The sequence below is a fragment of the Streptomyces ortus genome, assembly GCF_026341275.1.
Classification (GTDB): Bacteria; Actinomycetota; Actinomycetes; order Streptomycetales; family Streptomycetaceae; genus Streptomyces; species Streptomyces ortus.
Map to the genome: position 1 here is coordinate 5094697 of NZ_JAIFZO010000002.1, position 23856 is coordinate 5118552.

Here is a 23856-nt window from a genome sequence, read left to right on the forward strand (position 1 = left end):
GCATGCCCACCGCCCGTGATCGGACGCAGATCTCCGAAACCCCACCACCGAACCGGAGTTGACGCATGCCTGAAATCGAGACCGACGTGCCCTGGGAGTACTCCCTCTACATCCCCAACGACCTGCGAGCGGTCACGGTCAGCCGCCGTACCCTCCGCCTGATCCTGACCATGCACGGCCTGATCCGCCACGTCGACGTCGCTGAACTCCTCGCCGCCGAGCTGGTCGGCAACGCCGTACGGCACACCAAAGGGCCCGCCGCCCTCCGCGTGCGCTGGTCGGCCGGCGTGCTGCGGATCGGCGCCTGGGACGCGGACCCCGGCCCGCCGGAACCGCCCTGCTCGGCGGGCGACCTGCTGGACCTGGCGGAGGAGGGCCGCGGCCTGGCCCTGGTCAAGTCCTGTGCCGACACGTGGGGCTGGCACCCCCTGACGAGCGGCGGCAACGGCGGCAAGTACGTGTGGTGCGAACTGGCCTCGACGGCGTGAACGCCGCATTCCGAGGCGCAGTCGGTCAGGGGCCATAAGGTGCCCTGATGAGCATCATCGGGGTCGGTATTGATGTGGCCGAGATCGAGCGGTTCGCGGTGTCGCTGGAGCGAACGCCGGGGATGGCCGAGCGGCTGTTCCTGGAGAGTGAGTTGCTGCTGGGCAGTGGGCAGCGGCGGGGGGTTGCCTCCCTTGCCGCCCGCTTCGCCGCGAAGGAGGCGCTGGCCAAGGCGCTGGGGGCGCCGGGGGGGCTTCGGTGGACCGATGCCGAGGTGTATGTGGAGGCCAGCGGTCAGCCCCGGCTGAGGGTGACCGGGACCGTGGCTGCGCGGGCGGCGGAGTTGGGGGTCAAGTCCTGGCACGTTTCGCTCAGCCATGACGCGGGCGTGGCGTCGGCCGTGGTGATCGCCGAGGGGTGACGCCTCGTGGGGGAGCGGGCCTCAGGGGGCGTGGCGGGATGTGTGGCCGCAGCGTACGACGACTCCCACCCACCGGTCCCTCAGGTGGGACACCCGTACGTTTCCGGCTGCGGACGCATGTCCCGACGCGCCCCCGACCCCGAGGAACCGACCCTCGCCCCACCCACCCAGGGGCGCGGGGAACTGCGCACCCAGCCACCCGCCGTCCGCAGCCGAGGAGCGCAACGTAGGGGAGACTCGAACGCATGCGTACTGCTTACAGCGTGGAGACGGTCAGGGCCGCCGAGCAGGAGCTGATGGCTCGGCTGCCGGACGGGGCACTGATGCAGCGGGCCGTGGCCGGGCTCACGGCCGCCTGCGCCGAGTTGCTGGGGCGGGTCTACGGCCGGCGCGTCGTGCTGCTCGTCGGCAGCGGGGACAACGGGGGCGACGCCCTCTACGCAGGCGCCCGGCTCGCGAAGCGCGGCGCCGGAGTCGTCGCCGTCCTGCTCGCCCCCGACCGCGCCCATCCCGGCGGCCTCGCCGCCCTCCGTCGCGCCGGCGGGAGAGTGGTGAAGGGGGTCGAGGCCGCGGAAGAGCCGCTGCGGCGCGCCGATCTCGTCGTGGACGGCATCGTCGGGATCGGCGGCAAGGGCGGCCTGCGCCCCGACGCCGCCCCGCTCCTCGACGTGCTGGGCGAGATCCGCGCCGTCGTCGTCGCCGTCGACCTGCCCAGCGGCGTCGAGGCCGACACCGGCGAGGTCCGCGGAGCAGCCGTACGCGCCGATCTGACCGTCACCTTCGGGACCCACAAGCCGGGACTCCTCGTGGATCCCGCGAGGGCGTACGCCGGGTCCGTGCGACTCGTCGACATCGGGCTCGCGCTCCCCGGCGAGCCCGAGCTCGAAGCGCTCCAGCACGCCGACGTCGCCGCCCTGCTGCCCGTACCCGGCGCCGAGAGCGACAAGTACCGGCGCGGGGTCGTGGGCATCGCCGCCGGATCCGCCCGCTATCCGGGCGCGGCCGTGCTCGCCGTCTCCGGTGCCCTGCGGGCCGGTGCCGGCGCCGTACGGTACGTCGGGCCCGCCGGCGACGCCGTCATCGCACGGTTCCCCGAGACCCTCGTGTCCACCGGCTCGCCGGAGCAGGCCGGGCGCGTACAGGCGTGGGTCGTCGGCCCCGGCGCCGGTGACGACGGCGACGTCGTCGCGGCCGTGCTCAAGGCGGACGTGCCCGTCCTCGTCGACGCCGACGGGCTGCGGCTCGCCGACCGGGACGCCGTACGGGCCCGCCGCGCGCCCACCCTGCTCACCCCGCACGCCGGAGAGGTCGCCGCGCTGCTCGGCGTCCCCCGCGAGGAGGTCGAGAGCGCCCGGCTGGCTTCCGTACGAGAGCTTGCCGAGCGGTACGGAGCCACCGTGCTGCTGAAGGGGTCCACGACCCTCGTCGCCTCCCCGGGCGGTGGACCCGTGCGGGTGAACTCCACCGGGACCGGCTGGCTCGCCACCGCCGGCAGCGGTGACGTGCTGTCCGGGCTGACCGGGTCGCTGCTCGCCGCCGGGCTCGACGCACTGGACGCCGGCAGCGTGGGCGCGTACCTGCACGGGCTGGCCGGGCGCCTCGCCGCGGACGGCGCGCCCGTGGGGGCGCACGACGTGGCCGAGGCGGTGCGCGAGGCCTGGCGGGACGTCGCGCACTGAGCGCCTGCGTGCGCGGGCGCACGCGGGCGTGCGGCACAACGGGCGACCCTGCCGCGCGGCTGACCGGGCCCCGGCACCCTCCCGGGTTTCGCTGAGCACATGGTCCGCAAGAGAGTCCGTAGGGTCCGTAGAGCCCTTAAAGTCCTTAAAGTCCTTAAAGTCCTTAAAGTCCTTAAGAGAACCGTCGTCGCGTCGGTCACCGCCCTGGTCGCCCTCTTCGCCGTGCTGTCCGGTCCGGGCGCCGTCGCCGCACCACCGCCCGCCCCCGGCGCCCCGGGCGCACCCGCACCGCGGCAGGAACTCGTGCCCGGCGTGCACCCGGGCCCGTACCAGCCCTGGCAGTCGGACACCCCCGACCAGGTGCTCGCCCCGCAGGTCTACACCCCCTCCGCCGCGGAGAACGCCGTCGAGCCGCCGAGCCCCGCCGAGGGGAGCGACGCGCTGATCGAGTACGTACCGCTGAGCGAGGCCGTCGCACGGGAGGCCGGGGCGACGGCGTGCAGTCGGCACACCGGGCCCTACCAACGGCAGGTCGAACGGTGGCTGCGGCGGCACGTGGACGGGAAGCAGTCGGTGGCGGACTGCCGGGCCGTCCGGGCCTTTCAGAGCGAGCAGGGGATCCGGCCCGACAGCGGGTTCGCCGGGCCCGTGACCTGGGGCCGGATGCGGCTCCTGTCCGCCGCGAAAAAGCCGAACGCGGCCGGGCGATGCCCCGTACGGACCGGTCGCGTCGCCTGCGTCGACCTCCGTCGGCAACTGCTCTGGGTGCAGAAGGGGAAACGGGTGGTGTTCGGGCCCGTGCCGGTCCGCAGCGGCAAGGCCGGGTACCGGACCAGGACCGGGTGGTTCAAGGTCTACTGGAAGCACAAGAACCACTGGTCGACGCTGTACAACACCCCCATGCCGTACAGCCAGTTCTTCAGCGGCGGCCAGGCCTTCCACGCCATCTACGGCAGCGTCTACAGCCCGCCCGGCTCGCGGGGCTGCGTCAACATGCGGCTCGCGGACGCCCGCACCCTGTGGAGCAGGCTCTCCACGGGCGACCGTGTGTACGTGTGGGGCCGCAAGCCGGGTACCTGAGACCGGCACACGACAAGCGGGGTGGCCGGGACCCGGTGCCCGAGAGCGGTGTCGGACCCCTCTGAGACACTGGTCGGCGATGACTGAGACAGCACCCGCGCGTGCCCGCGCCGAGATCGACCTGGCCGCCCTGAGGGCCAATGTGCGGACCCTGCGCGCCCAGGCGCCGGCCGCCGCCCTCATGGCGGTGGTCAAGTCCGACGCGTACGGACACGGGGCCGTGCCGTGCGCCCGCGCGGCCCTGGACGCGGGAGCGACCTGGCTGGGCACGGCCACCCCTGAGGAAGCCCTCGCCCTGCGCGCGGCCGGACTGCCGGGGCGGATCATGTGCTGGCTGTGGACACCGGGCGGGCCGTGGCGGGAGGCCGTCGAGGCCGACCTGGACCTCGGGATCAGCGGGCTGTGGGCCCTTCGCGAGGCGGTGGAGGCCGCGCGGGCCGCGGGGCGTACCGCCCGCGTCCAGCTCAAGGCCGACACCGGCCTCGGGCGCAACGGCTGCCAGCCCGCCGACTGGGCCGAACTGGTCGCCGAGGCGCGGCGGGCCGAGACCGACGGCCTGGTCACCGTCACCGGCCTGTGGTCGCACTTCGCCTGCGCCGACGAGCCGGGGCATCCCTCCATCGCGGCCCAGCTCACCGTCTTCCGCGAGATGCTGGCCCACGCGGAGACAGCGGGGCTGCGCCCGGAGGTGCGGCACATCGCCAACTCGCCCGCCACGCTCACACTGCCCGAGTCCCACTTCGACCTCGTACGGACCGGGATCGCCACGTACGGCATCTCGCCCAGCCCCGAACTGGGCACCTCCGGCGACCTCGGGCTGCGGCCCGTGATGACGCTCTGGGCGTCGCTCGCGCTGGTGAAGCACGTGCCGGCGGGCCACGGCGTCAGTTACGGGCACCACTACGTCACCGACGGCGACACGACCCTCGGTCTCGTGCCCGTCGGGTACGCGGACGGCATCCCCCGTCACGCCTCCGGCACCGGGCCCGTCCTGGTGGGCGGCAAGTGGCGGACGGTCGCGGGACGGGTCGCGATGGACCAGTTCGCGGTCGACCTCGGCGGGGACGAGCCGCGGGTCGGCGAGCGCGCGGTCCTCTTCGGGCCCGGCGACCACGGCGAGCCGACCGCCGAGGACTGGGCCCGGGCCGCGGGCACGATCGCGTACGAAATCGTCACCCGCATCGGAACCCGCGTGCCGCGCGCGTACGTGGATGACGATGACTACGTGAACGAGTAACAAGCGGGGTAAACGCACAAGTGCGAGCACGGCGGCGCAGAACACGGCGGCGCGTGGAACGGCGGTGCGGAGCACAGCAGGGCAAGGCACGGCAGCGCACGGCACGGCAGGGCACGGCAACCGGAGCAGACGAAGAGGAGCGGTTCGTGAGCGAGAGCAGTGCGGAGACAGCGGTGGACGCGGCCACGGCCGCGGCCTCGGCGCTCTCCGCGGCCGGGCCCGCGAACTGGCGCAGGGCAGGCGTCGCCGGCGCCGCGATAGGCGTCGTCGCGGCGGGCGCCGCCGCCGGAGTCGCCATAGAACGGCTCACGGTCGGCCGCGGCATGCGCAGGAAGGCGCGGCTCGCCCTCGACTCGGCCGGTCCGTACGGGGCGTTGCGCGGCACGCCGGGCAAGGCCGCCGCGGACGACGGCACCGAGCTGTACTACGAGGTCGACGAGGTGGAGACCGACACCGCGCTGGCCCCGCGCCGCCGCCGGCTCTTCGGCCGCAAGTCGCCCGCCCCCGTCACCGTCGTCTTCAGCCACGGCTACTGCCTCAGCCAGGACTCCTGGCACTTCCAGCGGGCCGCGCTGCGCGGTGTCGTACGGACCGTCCACTGGGACCAGCGCAGCCACGGGCGGTCCGGGCGGGGCGTGGCCCAGGTCCGGGACGGCCAGCCGCTCACCATCGACCAGCTGGGCCGGGACCTGAAGGCCGTCATCGACGCGGCGGCGCCCGAGGGCCCGCTCGTGCTCGTCGGCCACTCGATGGGCGGCATGACGATGATGGCCCTGGCCGACCAGTACCCCGGCCTGATCCGCGACCGCGTCGTCGGCGTGGCGCTCGTCGGTACGTCGTCCGGGCGGCTCGGCGAGGTCAACTTCGGGCTGCCCGTCGCGGGCGTCAACGCGGTGCGGCGGATCCTGCCCGGCGTGCTGAAGGCGCTCGGGCAGCGGGCCGAGCTGGTGGAGCGCGGGCGACGGGCCACGGCCGATCTGTTCGCGGGGATCATCAAGCGGTACTCGTTCGCGTCCCGGGACATCGACCCGGCGGTCGCGCGGTTCGCGGAGCGGCTGATCGAGGCCACGCCGATCGATGTGGTCGCCGAGTTCTATCCGGCCTTCACCGACCACGACAAGACCGAGGCGCTCGCGTACTTCGCCGATCTGCCCGTGCTGGTACTGGCCGGGGTCAAGGACCTGGTGACGCCGAGCGAGCACAGCGAGTCCATCGCCGATCTGCTGCCGGACGCCGAGCTGGTGCTCGTGCCGGACGCCGGGCACCTGGTGATGCTGGAGCATCCGGAGGTCGTCATAGACCGGCTCGCGGACCTGCTCACCCGCGTGGGCGCCGTGCCCGCAGGGGCTACCGTTGGTGGCTATGGAAGCACCAGCAGCACCGCGCAACCCGGCTGACCCCGGTGTCGTGACCGCGGAGATCGTCGTCAACTCGCCCGATCAGATGGTGGAGTTGGGCCGCAGGCTCGCCAAGCTGCTGCGGGCCGGCGACCTCGTGATGCTCACCGGCGAACTGGGCGCGGGCAAGACCACGATGACGCGGGGGCTCGGGGAAGGGCTCGGCGTCCGGGGCGCGGTCACCTCGCCGACGTTCGTGATCGCCCGTGTGCACCCCTCGCTCGGGGACGGGCCGCCACTCGTCCACGTCGACGCGTACCGCCTGGGCGGCGGGCTCGACGAGATGGAGGACCTCGACCTCGACGTGTCGCTGTCCGACTCCGTGATCGTCGTGGAGTGGGGCGAGGGGAAGGTCGAGGAGCTGACCGACGACCGGCTGCATCTGCTGATCCACCGGGCGGCCGGGGACACGACGGACGAGGTGCGGCGGGTGGCGGTCACCGGCGTCGGGGAGCGGTGGGCCCCGGTGGATCTGGGCGTGCTCTCCGCCTGAGCCCCTCCGCCTGAGCGCGGGCTCCGTTTGTACGTTCGCCCCAACATTCCGACAGGGCGTCGGGAAGATGTTGCGGGGTAGGGCTTCGGCGTGTTCACATGGGCGGAGTAGTTGGTTAGGTCTACCTAACCACGCCTGCTCCCGGAGCCCTTCAGGAGGTCGCGATGCCTGCGTCTGCGTCAGCGTCTGCGTCGGGACGCGTTCCTTCTTGGAGTGGTGGGGTGTCCGTGGGGGAGTTGCTCGCGGTGGACGCGATGGTGCGGGCGGTGTCTGTGCCTCCGCCCGTGCCGGCGCCGATGCCTGCGCCTGTGACTGGGCCTGCGGTCGGGCCCGCGGCGGCTGGGCGGGGAGAGCGGCGGGCGGCTTAGCGGGTGCGGGTGGGTCGTGGCCGGCCGCGCAGTTCCCCGCGCCCCTTAGCGCTGCGCCTCGACGGGGCGGGTGGGTGGGTATGCGGGGTCGTGGTGTTACTTGATCACCGTGACAGGCGTGCCGATCGTGGCGAACGTCCACATCTCCGCCCCCGCCTCCCGCGGCTCGCGGATACCCCCCAGCTTCCGGCCGGGGTCCGGAGGCGTCACCGACCCGTCGACCGCCGCGCTGAAGCCGATCGCGACGCCGTTCAGACCGGCGAAGCGGACGACGTGTTCGACGGCCACACCGTCGGAGCCCACGATCGTCCCGGAGCGTGACGTCACGGCATACCGCGCGGGCAGCGGATCGACCGAACCGGGGCTGACCCGGAACGTGTACCTGACCCGCTCGCCCTCGTCCACCAGCCACACCCGGTCGTCGTCCAGCGAGTACACGACCCGCCGGCCGGTACCCGAACCCGCGGGCAGAGCGGTCGGGTGGTTCTTGTCCCGCGGGGCCTTCGACGCCGTGGCGGGCGAGGACGCGCCGGCCCGCGGGGCGGACAGGCCCTCGGGCGCGTACGCCGACGCCCGGTAGGTGAGGAAGCCGATCACGGCGAGCGCCGCCGCGGTGAGCCCGGCCACGATTCCCGAGCTGCTCCGAACCACCTGAGTGCCCACCTCTCGTACGATCTTCGATCTTGTACGGTATTTGTCCGTGTTGTGACGGTGTGACGTTAGCAGCAGCCACCCGCCGTATTGAGGCGGCCGTACGCCGGGTCCGGGCGCCGTAGGCTGTTCGCGTGCTCTTGCTCGCTCTGGATACCGCCACCCCCGCCGTCACCGCCGCGCTGCACGACGGCACGTCCGTCGTCGCCGCCCACAGCCAGGTGGACGCGCGTCGGCACGGGGAACTGCTCCTGCCGGCCGTCGACCGGGTCCTCACCGAGGCCGGGCTGCGGCTCGACGCCGTCACCGGCATCGTCGTCGGCGTGGGCCCCGGCCCGTACACCGGGCTCAGAGTCGGTCTGATGACCGCCGACACCTTCGGGCTCGCGCTCGGCGTCCCCGTGTACGGACTGTGCACCCTCGACGGCCTCGCGTACGCCGCCGGAGGCGAGGCGGGGATCGAGGGACCCTTCCTCGTCGCCACCGACGCCCGGCGCAAAGAGGTCTACTGGGCGCGGTACGCCGACTCCCGTACGCGGCTCACCGAGCCCGCCGTGGACCGGCCCGGAGAGCTGGACACCGGCGGGCTGCCCGCCGTGGGCGCGGGCGCGCTGCTCTACCCCGACACCTTCCCGGACGCCCGCGAGCCCGAGCACGTGTCGGCGGCCTCGCTCGTGTCCCTGGCGGCGGAGCGGCTGGCGGCCGGCGAGGAACTGGAAGCGCCCCGGCCCCTCTATCTGCGCCGGCCCGACGCCCAGGTGCCCAAGAACTACAAGGTGGTCACCCCCAAGTGACGACCGCGGTGCTGCGTGAGATGCGCTGGTGGGACATCGAGCCCGTACTGGAACTGGAGAAGGACCTCTTCCCCGAGGACGCCTGGTCGCGGGGCATGTTCTGGTCCGACCTCGCCCACGCGCGGGGACCCGAGGCGACCCGGCGGTACGTGGTGGCGGAGGTCGAGGACGAGGACGGCGGGGTGATCGTCGGATACGGGGGGCTGGCCGCCGCCGGTGACGTCGGTGACGTACAGACCATCGCCGTCGCCCGGGAGCACTGGGGCACCGGGCTCGGCGCGCTGATCCTGACCGAACTGCTGCGGGCCGCGACCGCCTTCGAGTGCGCCGAGGTGCTGCTCGAATGCCGGGTCGACAACATCCGCGCCCAGAAGCTCTACGAGCGCTTCGGCTTCGCGCCGATCGGCTTCCGGCGCGGCTACTACCAGCCGGGGAACGTGGACGCCCTCGTGATGCGCCTGAACGACCCGTCAACCTCCGTACAAGGAACCGAGGGAACCGAGATCAATGGCTGACGAACCTCTCGTCCTCGGCATCGAGACCTCCTGCGACGAGACCGGCGTCGGCATCGTCCGCGGCACGACCCTCCTCGCGGACGCGATCGCCTCCAGTGTCGACGAGCACGCCCGCTTCGGCGGGGTCGTGCCCGAGGTCGCCTCCCGCGCGCACCTGGAGGCGATGGTGCCGACCATCGAGCGGGCGCTGAAGGAGGCCGGGGTCAGCGCGCGCGACCTCGACGGCATCTCCGTCACCGCCGGACCCGGACTCGCGGGCGCGCTGCTGGTGGGGGTCTCGGCGGCGAAGGCGTACGCGTACGCGCTGGGCAAGCCGTTGTACGGGGTGAACCACCTCGCGTCCCACATCTGTGTGGACCAGCTGGAGCACGGGCCGCTGCCCGAGCCGACGATGGCCCTGCTCGTCTCCGGCGGCCACTCCTCGCTGCTGCTGTCCTCGGACATCACGAGTGACGTACGGCCGATGGGCGCGACGATCGACGACGCGGCGGGCGAGGCCTTCGACAAGATCGCCCGGGTTCTCAATCTCGGGTTCCCGGGCGGGCCCGTCATTGACCGGTACGCGAAGGAGGGCGACCCGAACGCGATCTCCTTCCCGCGCGGGCTCACCGGGCCGCGCGACGCCGCGTACGACTTCTCCTTCTCCGGGCTGAAGACCGCCGTGGCACGGTGGATCGAGGCCAAGCAGGCGGCCGGCGAGGACGTGCCCGTGCGGGACGTGGCCGCGTCCTTCCAGGAGGCGGTGGTGGACGTGCTGACGCGCAAGGCCGTACGGGCCTGTCGTGACGAGGGCGTCGACCATCTGATGATCGGTGGCGGCGTCGCGGCGAACTCGCGGTTGCGGGTGCTCGCGCAGGAGCGGTGCGAGGCCGCCGGGATCACCTTGCGGGTGCCCCGGCCGAAGCTGTGCACGGACAACGGGGCGATGGTCGCCGCGCTGGGGGCGGAGATGGTGGCTCGGGGGCGGGCCGCCTCCGACTGGGACCTGTCGGCGGACTCGTCGCTTCCCGTGACCGATCCGCATGTGCCGGGGCGCGCCCACGATCATGATCATGCCGATGCTCATGCTCACTCGCATGATCATGTGCATGAGGTCAGCAAGGGCAATCTGTACTCATGAGTGTGGCGTTGATGTGGGAGGCGCGGGCCGCCGAGGGGCGCGGGGAGGAACTGCTCGCGTGGGTGCGGGAGCAGGACCTCCCGGCGCGGCCCCTGCGGCGGGAGGTCCTGCGGGCTCCGGGGGAGCGGGTGCTTGTCATCACGTGGTGGGATGCCGCGTATGACGACTCGCTTCCTGAGCTTCCGGAGCCGGCTGGGGGGTTGGTCGCTCGGGCCGTTCATCGGTGGCGGTTCGAGTCCGTCGACGGGTGAGCGATCGCGCCGTTCCCCGCGCCCCTTGGGGGCTGCGCCCCCGAAAAGATTGCGCCGTTCCCCGCGCCCCTGAGGGCAAAGGCAACCGACTGCGCCGTTCCCCGCGCCCCTTAAAGGGCCGTCGTCCTGCATGTCAGTTGGCGGGTTGCGGGGAGGTGGCGTTCTGGGCCCGTCAAGGTCAGGTGGGTTGTGTGGACGGGTGTGGTGCTCGACCTGGAGAGCCGTAGTTCGAGGGCTCCTGGTTCCACCACTCGTTGGCCCCTGGCGTTCGTGAAGGCCGACAGGTCCGGGTGGAAGTGGAAAGTGACCTGACGGGCCTCCCCGGGGGCCAGGGTCAGACGGTGGTAGCCGATCAGGCGTACGTCCGGGCGGGTCACGGACGCCACCGGGTCGTGCAGGTACAGCTGCACGACCTCCGTGCCCTCTCGCGCGCCCGTGTTGCGGACCGTGACCGAGACGTCGTGCCCCTCGTCCGTGGTCGTCTCCGCGTGGACGTCCTCCGTGTCCTCCCAGGTGAAGTCCGTGTAGCCCAGGCCGTGGCCGAAGGGGTGCAGCGGGGTCGGGTCCAGGTTGCTGACCTCGCCCGCCAGGCCCAGCGGAGGCTGGAGGTAGGTCCACGGCTGGCCGCCCGGGGTCTGCGGGACGCTGACCGGGAGCCTGCCCGAGGGGTTCACCCGGCCCGACAGGACGCCCGCCACCGCGGGGCCGCCCTCCTCGCCCGGGAAGAACGCCTGGACCGTGGCGGCCAGCCGGTCGTGCCAGCGGCCCAGCGCGTACGGCCGGCCGGTGAGCAGGATCAGGATCACGGGGGTGTCCGCGGCGGTCAGGGCGTCCAGCAACTGTGCCTGGACTCCCGGGAGTTGCAGGTCCGCCACGTCGCAGCCCTCGCCCGACGTGCCCCGGCCGAAGAGGCCCGCCCGGTCGCCGAGCACCGCCACGCAGACGTCCGCCTCCGTGGAGCGGGCGACGGCCTCCTCGAAGCCGGACGTGTCCGGGTCGGTCGTGTCGCAGCCCTCGGTGAAGGTGATCTTCGCGTCGGGGAGTTCCGTGCGCAGGGACTCCAGGAGCGTGGGGATCTCGATGCCCATCGGCAGGGCCGGGTGGTTGACGCCCACGTGGGACGGGAACGAGTAGCAGCCCAGCATCGCCAGCGCGTCGGCCGCCCTCGGGCCGACCACGGCGATGCGGGTGTCGGGGGCCAGCGGGAGCAGGCCCTGCGGGTTGGAGAGCAGGACCACGGATTCCTCGGCCAGCCGGCGGGCCAGGACGCGGTTCGCCGTCGAGTCGAGGTCGACGGGGCCGGCCGGCTCCGGGGACCAGGCCTCGTCCAGCAGGCCCAGCTCGCACTTCTGGCGGAGCACCCGTGCCGCCGCCCGGTCCACCAGGGATTCCGGGACGTCCCCGGCGCGTACCGCCTCGACCAGCGGGTCGCCGTTGCAGTGGACCGTCGGCAGTTCGACGTCCACGCCTGCCGCGAGGGCCGCGTGGGCGGCCTCGGCGTCGGTGCCCGCGACCCGGTGCAGGGTCTTCAGGAAGCCGACGCCGAAGTAGTCGCTGACGACCGTGCCGGTGAAGCCCCACTGCTCCCGCAGGAGTTCGCTCAGCAGATACGTGTCCGCGGAGGCGGGCACGCCGTCCGTGTCCGTGTACGCGGCCATCACCGACCGCGCCCCGCCCTCGCGCAGCGCGAACTCGAACGGCGGCAGGGTGATGTCGGCGAACTCGCGCACACCGGCCCGTACCGGAGCGAGGTTGCGGGCGCCCGCCGAGGACGCGTACCCCGCGAAATGCTTGAGCGTGGCGACGATCCCCGCGGATTCGAGCCCGCGGACGTAGGCCGCGCCGATCGTGCCGACGAGGTACGGGTCCTCGCCGATCGTCTCCTCGACCCTGCCCCACCGCGGATCCCGTACGACGTCCAGGACCGGGGCGAGACCCTGGTGGACGCCGACGGAGGCGAGGTCCCGGCCGATCCGGTGGGCCATCTCCTCGACCAGCGCCGCGTCGAACGAGGCCCCCCAGGCGAGCGGCACCGGATACGCGGTGGCGCCCCAGGCCGTGAAGCCCGCCAGGCACTCCTCGTGGGCGACGGCCGGGATGCCGAAGCGGCCCGCCTCACTGATCCGGCGCTGGGCGCGGGCCAGTGCCTGCGCGCCCAGCGCGGGGTCCACGGGGGCCGTGCCGAACGAGCGGGTGAGCTGGCCGAGACCGTGGGTGATCAGCTCGTCCCAGTCGAAGTCCGAGGTCATCTCGTCCTGGTGCGGGGCGACTCCGTCGCCGTCCGTGGCGGCTCCCACCCACACGCCGTACAACTGGGCGGTCTTCTCCTCCAGGGTCATCCGGGCGAGCAGGTCGTCGACCCGGGCCTCGGCGGGCAGGGCGGGATCACGCCACGGGGGGTTGGACATGGAACTCCTGTCAGAGTCGAGTGGGTTCACTTTCCGCCCACGCCCATCAGGCCGCCGACCAGTGCACGGCGGGCCACCAGGTAGACGGCGAAGATCGGGACGCCGGAGAGGACGACCGAGGCCAGCAGCGCCGGGATGTTGACGCCGAACTGGCTGACGTAGTTGAAGAGGCCGAGGGTCAGGACGCGCGGCTCGTCGGACTGGGTGAAGATCAGCGGGAAGAGGAAGCCGTTCCAGGCCTGCAGCGCCGCGTAGATGACGACCGTGCTGATACCGCCCTTGGCCATCGGGACCGCCAGCTGGAACAGCATGCGCTGCGGTGAGGCGCCGTCCAGGGCCATCGCCTCGTACAGCTCCTCGGAGACGTCCCGCAGGGTGCCCACCAGGACGAGCACCGAGACCGGCATCGCGAAGGCCGCCGTCGGCAGGATGACCGCGAGCAGGCTGTCGTACAGGTCGAGTTTGGCGATCAGCAGGTAGAGGGGGACCACGACCGCCTGGGCCGGGATCGCCACACCCAGCAGGAACAGCCGGAAGGCCATCCCCGACCAGCGGTCGCGGGTGCGGACGGCGACGTACGCGAGCGGGACGCAGAGCGCGAGGACGATGCCCACGACCGCGACGGCCACGATCACCGTGTTGGCGAGCAGATGGCCGAACCCGCTGTGCAGCACGGTGTTGTAGTTGTCGAGCGTCGGGTCCGTCGGCGGGCTCAGCGGGTTGCCGGTGAGCGCCTTGTCCTGACCGGTGAGGGAGGCCGAGATCATCGCGTAGATCGGGATGATCACGACCACGAGCCACAGGAGCGAGCCCAGTCCCGCGACCGGGTTGGCGCGCTTCGTCCAGTGCCGGCGAGCGCGGCCGGCCGGGGGCGGTCCCGCCGGGCTCTTCCCGGCCTTCACCGGACGTGGACGCGGACGCGGCAAGGTGTCGTGTGACACACCGTCACATCCCTTCGCGGGTACTGCGCATGCCGCCGAAGCCGGTCAGCCGCACGAGGATCAGGGACAGGACGGTGGCGACCAGCACCAGGAAGGACGCGATGGCGCTCGCGTACCCGAAGTCGTAGCTCTTGAAGCCCGCCTCGTACATCAGGTACGGCAGGATCGCGGTGTCTGTGCCCGGACCGCCCTTGGTGAGGATCAGCACGGTCTCGAAGTACGTGAGCGAGCCGACGACCATCAGGACCGTGGACGTCGTGATGGTGTGGCGCAGCTGCGGGAGCGTGATCGAGAAGAACTGGCGGTAGCGGCCCGCCCCGTCGATCGCCGCGGCCTGGTAGAGGACCTCGGGTATCTGACGCGCGCCGCCCTGGTAGATCAGCGTGTGGAACGGGATGAACTGCCAGCCGCCGACGAAGACGATCGCGAGGAACGCGCCGCTGGAGGAGCCGAGGATGTTCTGCTGGATGATGCCGAAGTTCGGGTCGAGCAGGGCGTAGAACAGCAGCGCGATCGCCGTCGAGGACAGCAGGAACGGCACGAAGAAGATCGCGGACAGCACCGCCCGGTTGCGCTGGCGGCCCGCCGCCCAGACGCCGAGCAGCAGTGCGATCACCGTCTGGAAGGCCCAGCTCACCGCCGTCAGCAGGACGGTGAGCCACAGGGACTGCACCATCCGGTCGTCCTCGATCAGCTTCTGCCAGTTGGCCAGGCCGACGGGCTTCGGGTCGCCGAGGCCGTCCCAGCTGGTGAAGGAGAGGTAGAAGGCCAGGCCCATCGGGACCACGGCGAAGAAGCCGAAGAACAGGACGCCGGGCAGCGCCCAGGCGGCGTGCGGCCGGCCCGCCCGGGCGGCCCCGGACCGGCGTGGCCGCCCCGCCGCCTCGGCCGGCCCGGGCTCCGGGACCAGGCGGTCCGCCGGTGCCTTCGTGGGGGTCGGTGCGCTCACTTCAGCTCCTTGAGCGCCGACACGAACTCGCTCGGCGAGGACTTCCCCACGAACAGCTTGTTGATCTCGGTGAGCATCGGGGTCGCGGTCTTCGAGCCGACCGCCTGGTCCCAGGAGAGGGTGAAGGCGGGCGCCTTCTCGACCATCTCGTACTGGAACTTCGCGAACTCCGGGTTGGGCGAGGCCTCCAGGAGTTTGGCCGCGTTCGCGGTCGTCGGGATGTCGCCGTTGGCGATCAGCGCCTTGGCGTACGTCTCGGAGGCGCAGTCCCTGAGGAAGGCGATCGCGGCGTCCTTGTTGCCCGCCCGGGTGTTGATGGACCAGTAGTTGGTGGGGTTGCCGACGACGTTGCGGATGTCACCCTTGCCGCCCTCGACCGTGGGGAACGCGCACCAGCCGAGGTTGTTCTTCGCGAAGGAGGGGAACTTGCCGAGCTGCGTCGAGTACTCCCACGAACCCATCAGGTGCATCGCCGCCTTGCCCTTGGCGAAGACCGCGGGGGCACCGCCGTTGGTGTAGGCGACCGAGCTGTACTTCGAGCCGAAGGCACCGTCGTCGATGAGTTCCTTGACCGTCTCGGCGGCCTTCAGGACGGCCGGGTCGCCCCAGCCGGACGCGTCGCCCTCCTGGATCTTCGCGAAGACCTCCGGGCCGCCGATGCGGTCGACGAGGTACTCCAGCCACATCAGCTCGGTCCAGGTGTCGGCGCCGCCGAGCGCGAACGGGGTGATCCCCGCCTTCTTCAGCTTGCCGTTGATGTCCTGCAACTGCGCCCAGGTGGTGGGCGGCTGGAGCTTGTGCTCGGCGAACAGGGCCTTGTTGTAGAAGAGGATGACCGGCTGCATGCCGCGCATCGGTATCCCGTAGTTGCGGCCACCGAGTCCGCCCGCCGCCAGCACCGCGGGCAGGAAGCCCGACTTGAGGGTCGGGTCGTTCTCGATGGTGTCGGTCAGGTCGACGACCTGCTTCGCCTCCTGGTAGTCCTTGATGGACCCGCCGCCCCAGTTGAAGAAGATGTCGGGGGCACTCGGGGAGCCCATGGCGGTGCGCAGCTTGGCCGGGTACTCCGCGCCCGGGATCCGCTCCAGCTTCACCTTGCCCTTGGCCTTCTTGGCCGCGGCGGACTTGTTGAAGCGGTCCACGGCAGCCTGCTGGACCTTCACCGCGTCGTCCCCGTAGACGAAGGCGGTCAGGGTGCCGCCGCCCCCGCCGGAGTCGCTGTCGGAGCCGCAGGCGGTGAGGCCGGTGGTGAGCAGGGTGGTGGCGCCGGCGCCCAGGACCCAGCGCCTGCTGAACGCGCGGCTGCCGAGGCCGCCGCCCGTGTTTCTGCCCGGGCCCTCGCCCGTGGGCCGCCCGCTGTTGGACCGCCCGTTGATCGACTCCATGACAGCACCTCTTCTTGTCCGGCTCGCCCGCTCACCAGCGCGCTCGCGGCACGAATACGCGGCGCACAGCAGCTCGTGAGCAGCACGTGGCCAGCTCACGAGCAGCGCATTCGCGCGAATGTTTCGAGTAACACTTCGAATGTTCCGGGAACGTATGGTGGTCGAGGGTCTTCGTCAAGGGGTTGCGCAGGGATACGATCGCGTTCATGACTCGCCCGAATCCCGCCGTAGCCCAGTCAGCGACGCTCGCCGAGATCGCCCGCGAGGCGGGAGTCTCGGCCCCGACTGTTTCGAAGGTGCTCAACGGCCGCGCCGATGTGGCCCCCTCCACCCGCACCCGGGTCGAGGACCTGCTGCGTCAGCACGGTTACCGGCGCCGCCGGGCCGAGGCGTCCCGGTCGCCGCTGATCGACCTCGTCTTCCACGAACTGGAGAGCGCGTGGGCGATGGAGGTCATCCGGGGCGTGGAGAACGTGGCGCGGGACGAGGGGCTGAGCGTGGTCCTCTCCGAGAGCGCCGGGCGGCTCACCCCGGGGCGCACCTGGGCCGACCAGGTCGCCGCCCGCCGCCCGCACGGGGTCGTGCTCGTCCTCAGCGGGCTCGACGAGTCCCAGCGGGCGCTGCTGACCAGCCGCTCCATCCCGTTCGTGGTGGTCGACCCGGCCGGCGACCCCGGTGACGACGCGCCGTCCGTGGGTGCCACCAACTGGCAGGGCGGGCTGGCCGCGACCCGGCATCTGGCGGACCTCGGCCACCGGCGCATCGGCGTGATCAGCGGGCCCTCGCGGATGATGTGCAGCCGGGCCCGGCTCGACGGGTACCGGGCCGCGCTGGACACGGCCGGGCTGCCGGTCGACCCGGCGCTCGTGCGCTCCGGCGACTTCCACCACGACAGCGGCTACCGTGCCGGGCTCGAACTGCTGAGGCTCCCCGACCGCCCGACGGCCGTCTTCGCGGGCAACGACCTCCAGGCCCTCGGCCTGTACGAGGCCGCCCGCGAGCTGGGTCTGCGCGTACCGGAGGACCTCAGCATCGTCGGCTTCGACGACCTGCCGGTGGCCCGCTGGGTCGGTCCGCCGCTCACCACCGTGCGCCAGCCGCTCACGGAGATGGCCGAGGCGGCGGCCCGGCTCGTACTGGATCTCGGCCGCTCGGAGCGGCCCTCGACCGCCACGAGGGTCGAACTGGCGACGAGTCTCGTGGTCCGGAGCAGTACGGCGCCGCCGCCGGCGCCGTGAGCGGTATCGGCGCGTCGAAAGTTTCGACGCCTGATCTGAGAAAACTCAACGAAACCTGAGAGTTTCCGAAGTAAAGCCGGGAAGTGGTTCCTTGTTGAAATAATTCGGACTTATGTTCTTCGTGTGAGCGGCGCGGGGCGGGGAGCAGGAGCGTGGGCGTGAGCGGAGAAGACGGGTCCGGGGGCGACGGCGTCGCGATACCCGACGGCGGTGACCGCGGTGCCGTCGGGGGCAAGGGCGCCGACGGGGGCGGTGTCGGGGGCGGTGAGGGACGGTCGTGGTGGTCCGGCCGGTCACGGCTGTTCAAGGTGGCGGGCATCGCGCTCAGTTGCGCGCTCGTCGCCTCGGTGGCCGGCTCCGCGTGGGTGTACTGGCATCTGAACCACAACATCAAGAGCGTCGACATCGACAGCGCGCTCGGCGACAACCGGCCGGCCAGGGCCGTGACGACCCCGACGGGCCCCGAGTCCGCCACCCCGCTGCCCAGCGGCGCGCTCAACATCCTGGTCCTCGGCTCGGACTCGCGCAGCGGCAAGCGCAACAAGGCGCTCGGCGGCGGCAGCAGCGAGGGCGCCCGCTCCGACACGGCGATGATCATCCATGTCGACGAGGGCCGCTCGGAGGCGACCGTCGTGAGCATCCCGCGCGACACCCTCGTCACCCGCCCCTCCTGCCCGCTGGACTCGGGCGGCTCGACGGCCCAGGCGTACGGCGTGATGTTCAACAGCGCGTACTCGCTCGGCGGGCCCGTCTGCGCGGTCAAGACGGTGGAGACCCTGACCGACGTCCGCATGGACCACTACATCGAGATCGACTTCGCCGGCTTCGCCGATCTGGTGGACGCGCTCGGCGGGGTCACGGTGACGACGGACGACGACATCTCCGACGAGGACAGCCACCTTGAACTGGAGGCGGGCACCCACCACCTCGACGGTGCGGACGCGCTGGCCCTGGCCCGTACCCGGCACGGCATAGGCGACGGCAGCGACCTCGGCCGGATAGGCCTCCAGCAGAAACTGGTGAAGGGGCTCCTCGACCAGGTCTCCACCAGCAACCTCCTCACCAACCCCACCCGGCTGTACAGCGTCGCCGACGCGCTCACCGGCAGCCTCACCACGGACACGGGCCTGAACTCGCTGACCGAGCTCATGAGCCTCGGCCAGAGCCTGAAGTCCCTCACCTCCACCTACACCGAGACCGTGACGATGCCGGTGGTCCCGGCCCCGTCCGACCCCAACCGGGTGGTGGCGGAGGAGCCGGAGGCGGGGAAGCTGTGGGAGTCGCTGAAGTGACCTCCTCGAAGAGACTCCGATGAAGAAACTCCGATGAAGTCCGGCGGGTGTGTCGATCCCGGCGTCGGTCGTTCGACGCACGGGTGAGAGGCGAAGAGAGGCGGGGAACGGCCCCGGCTCCGCGCCGAGGACTCAGGGAGTCACCATGCCGCGCTACCTGTCGATGATCCGTATCGACGAGCAGAACGCCCCCGCCGAGGGGCCGAGCGACGCGCTCATGGAGCGGATGGGTGAGCTGATCGAGGAGATGACTAAGGCCGGCGTGCTGCTGGACACCTCCGGGCTGACGCCGACCGCGCAGGGCGCCCGGGTGCGCTGGGAGGGCGGCGAACTGTCCGTCACCGACGGGCCGTTCACCGAGGCCAAGGAGGTCGTCGGCGGGTACGCGATGCTCCAGGCCAAGGACCGGGCCGAGGCGATCGAGTGGACCAAGCGGTTCCTGCAGATCCACGAGGCGCACTGGACGGTGACCTGCGAGGTGCGGGAGATCGTCGAAGGCTAGGCCGCTGAGCCGCTGAGCCGCTGAGCCGCTGAGCCGCTGAGCCGACGAGCCGCTGAGCCGCTGTGGCCTGGCTCCGGCTCCGGCTCCGGCTCCGGCTTCTGCTCTTGCGTCGGCCTTGGCCGTACGGGGCCCGGGGTGTCTGATGGTGTGCCGTGACACCAGACAGCCCCGCCCAGGACCCCGACCACGCCATCGAGACGGTCTTCCGTATGGAGTCGCCCCGCATCATCGCCGGGGTCGCACGCATCGTGCGGGACGTCGGGATAGCGGAGGAACTGGCGCAGGACGCGCTGGTCGCGGCGCTGGAACAGTGGCCGAGGGACGGGGTGCCGGGCAATCCCGGGGCCTGGCTCACGGCCACCGCCAAGCACCGGGCGATCGACCTCGTACGGCGGCGCGAGCGGTACGCGCGCAAGCTGGCGGAGATGGGGCGCGACCTGGAGACGTCCGGGCCGCGGAACCATCTCGACGAGCCCGCCGATCCCGACGGCATCGACGACGATCTGCTGCGGCTGGTCTTCACGGCCTGCCATCCCGTGCTGTCCGCCGAGGCCCGGATCGCCCTCACCCTGCGGCTGCTCGGCGGACTGACCACCGCCGAGATCGCCCGCGCCTTCCTCACACCGGAGAAGACCCTCGCCCAGCGCATCGTGCGCGCCAAGCGGACCCTCGCCGCGAAGGGCGTTCCCTTCGAGGTGCCGTACGGGCCCGAGCGCGAGGCCCGGCTCGGTTCCGTACTGGAGGTCATCTACCTGATCTTCAACGAGGGGTACGCGGCCACGGCCGGGGACGACTGGCTGCGGCCCGCGCTCTGCGAGGACGCGCTGCGGCTCGCGCGGGTGCTGGCCGAGCTGATGCCCAAAGAGCCCGAAGTGCACGGGCTCGCCGCGCTGTTGGAGCTGCAGGCGTCGCGGTCGGCCGCGCGGACCGGGCCCGACGGGGAGCCCGTGCTGCTGAAGGACCAGAGCCGGGCGCGGTGGAACCGGGTGCTCGTCCGGCGGGGGTTCGCCGCGCTGGGCCGGGCGGAGGCGGTGTCCTCGGGGGGCGGGCCGGGGCCGTACGTGCTGCAGGCGGCCATCGCCGCGTGTCACGCTCACGCGCTGACGTACGCGGAGACCGACTGGGGGCGGATCGTCACGCTGTACGGGATGCTCGCCGTGCGGGCTCCGTCGCCGGTGGTCGAGCTGAACCGGGCCGTCGCCGTCTCCATGGCCGAGGGGCCGGGGGCGGCGCTGCCCCTGGTGGACGCGCTCGCCGGTGAACCCGCCCTGCGGGAGTACCACTTGCTGCCGAGTGTCCGGGGGGACCTGCTGGTGCGCCTCGGCCGTACGGAGGAGGCGGCGCGCGAGTTCGCCCGGGCGGCCGACCTCACGCGCAACGAGCGGGAGAGGGAGCTGCTGTGGAGGCGGGCCGAGGAGTGCGGGTGGCTTCGCTGAGAGTGCGCACTTCCCCGCGCCCCTGAAGGCGAGGGGGCGATGGCGCAGCCGAGCCTTCAAGGGGCGCGGGGAACTGCGCGGCCCACTACGGCGTGCCCGCACCCGTTGAAGGCCCGGCAGGACTGTGGCGTCGCCCGAACGGCTCTTCCGCCGTGAAGGTGTCCCGACGCCATGGCACGGTGGAGCCACCTGTCGGCACCACCGGACCCCGGAGCCTCGTATGGCTGATCTGCAGGACGAACTGCACTCCACCGCAGAGGTCGGGGAACTGGACCTGGATCACCCCGAGCAGCTGACCGGGCTCGCGCCGCCTGCCGCCGAGCCCGTCGCCGTACTCGGCGGTGAGACCGACACCGACCCGCTGGCCCGCGCCCACGCCCTCCTCGCCGACCACCCCGTCGCGGACGGCTACAGCGGCCTGGCCTGGGCCCTGCGGCGCCTGTCCTGGTACGACCTGGAACTCGGCGAGAGCGCCGTCGACACGGACGTGCCCCGGCTCCGTGAAGGGCACGTGGGGGCGCTCTTCTGGTCGCTGCACCTGCCCGGCGGCCTGGCCGGCGAACGGGCCGTCGGCGCCACGCTGGAGCAGCTCGACCTCGTGAAGACCGTGGTCGCCGCCCATCCGGAAGGCCTGCGCATGGCCCACAGCGCGGCCCAGGTCACGGACGCCAGGAACTGCGGGCGGGTCGCCGTGCTGCTCGGCCCGGCGGGCGCGGCGGCACTGGACGACTCCCTGGGCATCCTGCGCGCGCTGCACGCCCTCGGCCTGCGCGTACTCACCCTCTCCGGCGCCTCCTGGGCCGGCGAGAACGGGCTGACCCGGTTCGGCGAGGAGGTCGTGCGCGAGCTGAACCGCCTCGGCGTCCTCGCCGACCTCTCCGGCGCCTCGGACGCCACCGTCCGCCGCGCCCTGACCATCTCCAAGGCCCCGCTGATGTGCACCCGCTCCGCCGCCCGCGCCCTGCGTCCGCACCCGGCGAACCTCCCCGACGACGTCCTCGTCGAACTCGGCGCCGCCCAGGGCCTGTGCCTGGTCCCGCTGACCGCCGAGCAGACGGGCCCCACGGTCCGTGACGTCGCCGACCACCTCGACCACGTACGGGAACTCGCCGGACCCGGGTCCGTCGGCCTCTCGGGGACGTACGACTCGGGGGCCGCGCACCCGCAGGACCTGTCCGACGCCTCGGGCTACCCGCGGCTGATCGCCGAACTCCTCGGCCGCGGCTGGTCCGAGACCGACCTCGCCCTGCTCACCTGGGGCAACGTGCAACGCGTCCTGCGCACCGCGGACTTCACCTCCCGCGCCGCCCGGCAGCGCCGCGAGCCGTCCATGGCACGCATCGCCGAACTCGACGGATAGCCGCGCGTTTCCGGCTCAGCAGGCGCAGAGGCAGAACGGGTGGCCCGCCGGGTCTGCGTACGTCCGCCAGGTGCGCGTGCGGTCCGCCGCGTCCAGCACCTTCGCGCCCAGCGCCAGGACCTCCGCCTCCGCCGCGTCCAGGTCCTCGACCGTCAGGTCCAGATGGAACTGCTGCGAGGCCTCCGGCGAGGGCCACTTCGGCGGTACGTGCCCGGGGGCGGCCTGGAACGCCAGCGTTCCGCCGGCCGGTCCCGGCAGCCGCAGGTCGAGCCAGTCACCGTTGTCCTCGACCGTGCCGCCGAGGATCCCGGCGTAGAACGCGGCGAGCGCGTGCGGGTCGGGACAGTCCAGGACGACGGAGCCCAGCCTGGCGAGAGCCATGATCTTCTCCTCTGGACGGGGGTTTCGGGACGCGGGTTCCGGGACGGGGCCGAGGGGTTCAGGCGGTCGGGCGGCCCATCGCGCGGTACGTCCAGCCCGCGGCCCGCCACACGGCCGGGTCGAGCGCGTTGCGGCCGTCCAGCACCACGCGGTCCGTGGCGACCTCGCCCAGCGCCGCCGGGTCCAGCTCGCGGAACTCGCGCCACTCGGTGAGGTGCAGGACGGCGTGCGCCCCGCGGACGGCGTCCACGGCCGTCTCCGCGTACCCGAGCGTCGGGAAGAGGCGGCGGGCGTTCTCCATGCCCTTGGGGTCGTAGACGGTGACCTGGCCGCCCTGGAGGTGGATCTGGCCCGCGACGTTCAGCGCGGGGGAGTCCCGGACGTCGTCGGAGTCGGGCTTGAAGGTCGCGCCGAGCACCGCGATCCGCTTGCCGAGGAAGGAGCTGCCGCCCAGCGCCTCGCGCGTCATCTCGACCATCTGGCCGCGCCGCCGCATGTTGATCGAGTCGATCTCGCGCAGGAAGGTGAGCGCCTGGTCGGCGCCCAGCTCGCCCGCGCGGGCCATGAACGCGCGGATGTCCTTGGGCAGGCAGCCGCCGCCGAAGCCGATGCCCGCGCGCAGGAACTTCTTCCCGATCCGGTCGTCGTGCCCGATCGCCTCGGCGAGTTTCACGACATCGCCGCCGCCCGCCTCGCAGACCTCGGCCATCGCGTTGATGAAGGAGATCTTGGTGGCGAGGAAGGAGTTCGCGGCGGTCTTCACCAGCTCGGCGGTCGGGAAGTCGGTCACCACGAAGGGCGTGCCCTCGGACAGCGGCGTCGCGTACACCTCGCGCAGCAGCTTCTCGGCGCGCTCGCTGCGGATACCGGCGACGATCCGGTCGGGGTGCAGGGTGTCCTGGACGGCGAAGCCCTCGCGCAGGAACTCCGGGTTCCACGCCAGCTCGACCTCCTCGCCCGCCGGAGCGAGTTCGGTGAGCGTACGGGCCAGCCGGTCCGCCGACCCGACGGGCACGGTGGACTTGCCGACGACCAGGGCGGGCCCGGTGAGGTGCGGGGCGAGGGAGGCGAAGGCGGCGTCGACGTACGACATGTCGCAGGCGTACTCGCCGTGCTTCTGCGGGGTGTTCACACAGACGAAGTGGACGTCCCCGAACGCCGCGGCCTCGGCGAAGTCCATGGTGAACCGCAGCCGCCCGCTGGACCCCTCGATCCCGGCGACGTGCTTGCGCAGCAGCTCCTCCAGACCGGGCTCGTACATCGGGACCTCGCCCCGCTGCAGCATCTCGATCTTCTCGGGCACCACGTCCAGGCCCAGCACCTCGAAACCGAGCTCGGCCATGGCGGCGGCGTGGGTGGCGCCGAGGTAGCCGGTGCCGATCACCGTGATCTTGAGGGCCATGGGTGCTCCAGGAGGTAGCCGTCAGGTGCGCGGACAGAGCATAGTCGGGGCGTGCCGGAGCCCTTGACCG

23 protein-coding genes are annotated in these 23856 nt (G+C 72.3%); 16 read left to right on the plus strand and 7 right to left on the minus strand.

All coding sequences use genetic code 11. The features are described 5' to 3' along the window. Nucleotides 1-65: 65 nt before the first annotated feature. The 7 genes from K3769_RS25980 (at nt 66) to tsaE (ending at nt 6793) form a co-directional block, all read left to right on the plus strand. Nucleotides 66-488: an ATP-binding protein gene (locus K3769_RS25980; RefSeq protein ID WP_267028713.1), complete on the plus strand. Its 423-nt coding sequence runs from the start codon at nt 66-68 to the stop codon at nt 486-488. 47 nt (nt 489-535) lie between these two features. Next, nucleotides 536-907, plus strand: a complete 372-nt coding sequence (locus K3769_RS25985) for a holo-ACP synthase (protein WP_267028714.1) — start codon at nt 536-538, stop codon at nt 905-907. A gap of 245 nt (nt 908-1152) precedes the next feature. Then, entirely contained in the window at nt 1153-2586 is a 1434-nt protein-coding gene (locus K3769_RS25990) for an NAD(P)H-hydrate dehydratase (protein ID WP_267028715.1), read from the plus strand. Between the two features lie 99 nt (nt 2587-2685). Continuing rightward, nucleotides 2686-3666, plus strand: coding sequence for a L,D-transpeptidase family protein (locus tag K3769_RS25995; RefSeq protein WP_267028716.1), 981 nt, complete (start codon nt 2686-2688; stop codon nt 3664-3666). Nucleotides 3667-3745: 79 nt separating this feature from the next. Then, nucleotides 3746-4903 carry an alanine racemase gene (gene alr, locus K3769_RS26000; RefSeq protein ID WP_267028717.1) on the plus strand — a complete coding sequence of 386 codons (1158 nt, stop codon included), beginning with the start codon at nt 3746-3748 and terminating at the stop codon, nt 4901-4903. 146 nt (nt 4904-5049) lie between these two features. Further along, nucleotides 5050-6300 (plus strand): alpha/beta fold hydrolase, encoded by a 1251-nt coding sequence (locus K3769_RS26005; RefSeq protein WP_267028718.1) that lies wholly within the window; start codon nt 5050-5052, stop codon nt 6298-6300. Next, the gene (gene tsaE, locus K3769_RS26010) at nt 6266-6793 is read left to right on the plus strand and encodes a tRNA (adenosine(37)-N6)-threonylcarbamoyltransferase complex ATPase subunit type 1 TsaE (protein ID WP_267028719.1); all 528 of its coding nucleotides are present in this window, start codon (nt 6266-6268) and stop codon (nt 6791-6793) included. The genes K3769_RS26005 and tsaE overlap by 35 nt, the downstream gene beginning before the upstream one ends. Nucleotides 6794-7257: 464 nt before the next feature. Here tsaE and K3769_RS26015 read toward each other — a convergent pair whose 3' ends face one another. Then, a complete protein-coding gene (locus K3769_RS26015; RefSeq protein WP_267028720.1) occupies nt 7258-7812 on the minus strand; it encodes a hypothetical protein in 555 nt (184 codons plus the stop codon). Between the two features lie 134 nt (nt 7813-7946). Here K3769_RS26015 and tsaB point away from each other — a divergent pair, with 134 nt between their 5' ends. Genes tsaB through K3769_RS26035 form a run of 4 tightly spaced genes read left to right on the plus strand, consistent with a single transcriptional unit; the run spans nt 7947 to nt 10492 of the window. Further along, entirely contained in the window at nt 7947-8606 is a 660-nt protein-coding gene (gene tsaB / locus K3769_RS26020) for a tRNA (adenosine(37)-N6)-threonylcarbamoyltransferase complex dimerization subunit type 1 TsaB (RefSeq protein ID WP_267028721.1), read from the plus strand. 20 nt (nt 8607-8626) lie between these two features. Further along, entirely contained in the window at nt 8627-9121 is a 495-nt protein-coding gene (rimI, locus tag K3769_RS26025) for a ribosomal protein S18-alanine N-acetyltransferase (protein ID WP_267031544.1), read from the plus strand. Then, on the plus strand, nt 9114-10241 hold the full coding sequence (gene tsaD, locus K3769_RS26030) for a tRNA (adenosine(37)-N6)-threonylcarbamoyltransferase complex transferase subunit TsaD (protein WP_267028722.1): 1128 nt from the start codon (nt 9114-9116) through the stop codon (nt 10239-10241). Before rimI ends, tsaD begins: the two co-directional genes overlap by 8 nt. Further along, nucleotides 10238-10492 carry a hypothetical protein gene (locus K3769_RS26035; RefSeq protein WP_267028723.1) on the plus strand — a complete coding sequence of 85 codons (255 nt, stop codon included), beginning with the start codon at nt 10238-10240 and terminating at the stop codon, nt 10490-10492. Before tsaD ends, K3769_RS26035 begins: the two co-directional genes overlap by 4 nt. 110 nt (nt 10493-10602) lie before the next feature. On the opposite strand, the gene K3769_RS26040 is transcribed toward K3769_RS26035, so the two are convergent. The 4 genes from K3769_RS26040 to K3769_RS26055 all read right to left on the minus strand — a co-directional run bounded on the left by K3769_RS26040 (nt 10603) and on the right by K3769_RS26055 (nt 16175). After that, complete coding sequence (locus K3769_RS26040) at nt 10603-12900, minus strand: beta-xylosidase/alpha-l-arabinosidase (RefSeq protein WP_267028724.1); 2298 nt, start codon at nt 12898-12900, stop codon at nt 10603-10605. 26 nt (nt 12901-12926) lie between these two features. After that, the gene (locus K3769_RS26045; RefSeq protein ID WP_372515034.1) at nt 12927-13841 is read right to left on the minus strand and encodes a carbohydrate ABC transporter permease; all 915 of its coding nucleotides are present in this window, start codon (nt 13839-13841) and stop codon (nt 12927-12929) included. A gap of 4 nt (nt 13842-13845) precedes the next feature. Further along, nucleotides 13846-14661 (minus strand): carbohydrate ABC transporter permease, encoded by an 816-nt coding sequence (locus K3769_RS26050; RefSeq protein ID WP_372515170.1) that lies wholly within the window; start codon nt 14659-14661, stop codon nt 13846-13848. A gap of 125 nt (nt 14662-14786) precedes the next feature. Further along, complete coding sequence (locus K3769_RS26055; protein WP_267028725.1) at nt 14787-16175, minus strand: ABC transporter substrate-binding protein; 1389 nt, start codon at nt 16173-16175, stop codon at nt 14787-14789. 206 nt (nt 16176-16381) lie between these two features. On the opposite strand from K3769_RS26055, the gene K3769_RS26060 reads away from it, so the two are divergent. The 5 genes from K3769_RS26060 (at nt 16382) to K3769_RS26080 (ending at nt 22003) form a co-directional block, all read left to right on the plus strand. Then, a complete protein-coding gene (locus tag K3769_RS26060; protein ID WP_267028726.1) occupies nt 16382-17413 on the plus strand; it encodes a LacI family DNA-binding transcriptional regulator in 1032 nt (343 codons plus the stop codon). A gap of 299 nt (nt 17414-17712) precedes the next feature. After that, the gene (locus K3769_RS26065) at nt 17713-18705 is read left to right on the plus strand and encodes an LCP family protein (RefSeq protein ID WP_267031547.1); all 993 of its coding nucleotides are present in this window, start codon (nt 17713-17715) and stop codon (nt 18703-18705) included. 145 nt (nt 18706-18850) lie between these two features. Next, the gene (locus tag K3769_RS26070) at nt 18851-19207 is read left to right on the plus strand and encodes a YciI family protein (protein ID WP_267028727.1); all 357 of its coding nucleotides are present in this window, start codon (nt 18851-18853) and stop codon (nt 19205-19207) included. A 209-nt stretch (nt 19208-19416) separates the two neighbouring features. Continuing rightward, entirely contained in the window at nt 19417-20643 is a 1227-nt protein-coding gene (locus K3769_RS26075) for an RNA polymerase sigma factor (protein WP_267031548.1), read from the plus strand. 220 nt (nt 20644-20863) lie between these two features. After that, the gene (locus K3769_RS26080; RefSeq protein WP_267028728.1) at nt 20864-22003 is read left to right on the plus strand and encodes a dipeptidase; all 1140 of its coding nucleotides are present in this window, start codon (nt 20864-20866) and stop codon (nt 22001-22003) included. Between the two features lie 15 nt (nt 22004-22018). On the opposite strand, the gene K3769_RS26085 is transcribed toward K3769_RS26080, so the two are convergent. Both K3769_RS26085 and K3769_RS26090 read right to left on the minus strand, forming a co-directional pair. Beyond that, entirely contained in the window at nt 22019-22384 is a 366-nt protein-coding gene (locus K3769_RS26085) for a VOC family protein (protein ID WP_267028729.1), read from the minus strand. Between the two features lie 58 nt (nt 22385-22442). Further along, entirely contained in the window at nt 22443-23786 is a 1344-nt protein-coding gene (locus K3769_RS26090) for a UDP-glucose dehydrogenase family protein (protein WP_267028730.1), read from the minus strand. Between the last annotated feature and the right edge of the window lie 70 nt (nt 23787-23856).

What these genes read in the sequence shown, in the direction of transcription:
- K3769_RS25980 (WP_267028713.1), top strand. Translation starts at nt 66, where the DNA reads ATGCCTGAAATCGAGACCGACGTGCCCTGGGAGTACTCCCTCTACATC.
- K3769_RS25985 (WP_267028714.1), top strand. Translation starts at nt 536, where the DNA reads ATGAGCATCATCGGGGTCGGTATTGATGTGGCCGAGATCGAGCGGTTC.
- K3769_RS25990 (WP_267028715.1), top strand. Translation starts at nt 1,153, where the DNA reads ATGCGTACTGCTTACAGCGTGGAGACGGTCAGGGCCGCCGAGCAGGAG.
- K3769_RS25995 (WP_267028716.1), top strand. Translation starts at nt 2,686, where the DNA reads ATGGTCCGCAAGAGAGTCCGTAGGGTCCGTAGAGCCCTTAAAGTCCTT.
- alr (WP_267028717.1), top strand. Translation starts at nt 3,746, where the DNA reads ATGACTGAGACAGCACCCGCGCGTGCCCGCGCCGAGATCGACCTGGCC.
- tsaE (WP_267028719.1), top strand. Translation starts at nt 6,266, where the DNA reads ATGGAAGCACCAGCAGCACCGCGCAACCCGGCTGACCCCGGTGTCGTG.
- rimI (WP_267031544.1), top strand. Translation starts at nt 8,627, where the DNA reads ATGCGCTGGTGGGACATCGAGCCCGTACTGGAACTGGAGAAGGACCTC.
- tsaD (WP_267028722.1), top strand. Translation starts at nt 9,114, where the DNA reads ATGGCTGACGAACCTCTCGTCCTCGGCATCGAGACCTCCTGCGACGAG.
- K3769_RS26035 (WP_267028723.1), top strand. Translation starts at nt 10,238, where the DNA reads ATGAGTGTGGCGTTGATGTGGGAGGCGCGGGCCGCCGAGGGGCGCGGG.
- K3769_RS26040 (WP_267028724.1), bottom strand. Translation starts at nt 12,900, where the DNA reads ATGTCCAACCCCCCGTGGCGTGATCCCGCCCTGCCCGCCGAGGCCCGG.
- K3769_RS26055 (WP_267028725.1), bottom strand. Translation starts at nt 16,175, where the DNA reads ATGGAGTCGATCAACGGGCGGTCCAACAGCGGGCGGCCCACGGGCGAG.
- K3769_RS26060 (WP_267028726.1), top strand. Translation starts at nt 16,382, where the DNA reads ATGACTCGCCCGAATCCCGCCGTAGCCCAGTCAGCGACGCTCGCCGAG.
- K3769_RS26070 (WP_267028727.1), top strand. Translation starts at nt 18,851, where the DNA reads ATGCCGCGCTACCTGTCGATGATCCGTATCGACGAGCAGAACGCCCCC.
- K3769_RS26075 (WP_267031548.1), top strand. Translation starts at nt 19,417, where the DNA reads ATGGAGTCGCCCCGCATCATCGCCGGGGTCGCACGCATCGTGCGGGAC.
- K3769_RS26080 (WP_267028728.1), top strand. Translation starts at nt 20,864, where the DNA reads ATGGCTGATCTGCAGGACGAACTGCACTCCACCGCAGAGGTCGGGGAA.
- K3769_RS26085 (WP_267028729.1), bottom strand. Translation starts at nt 22,384, where the DNA reads ATGGCTCTCGCCAGGCTGGGCTCCGTCGTCCTGGACTGTCCCGACCCG.
- K3769_RS26090 (WP_267028730.1), bottom strand. Translation starts at nt 23,786, where the DNA reads ATGGCCCTCAAGATCACGGTGATCGGCACCGGCTACCTCGGCGCCACC.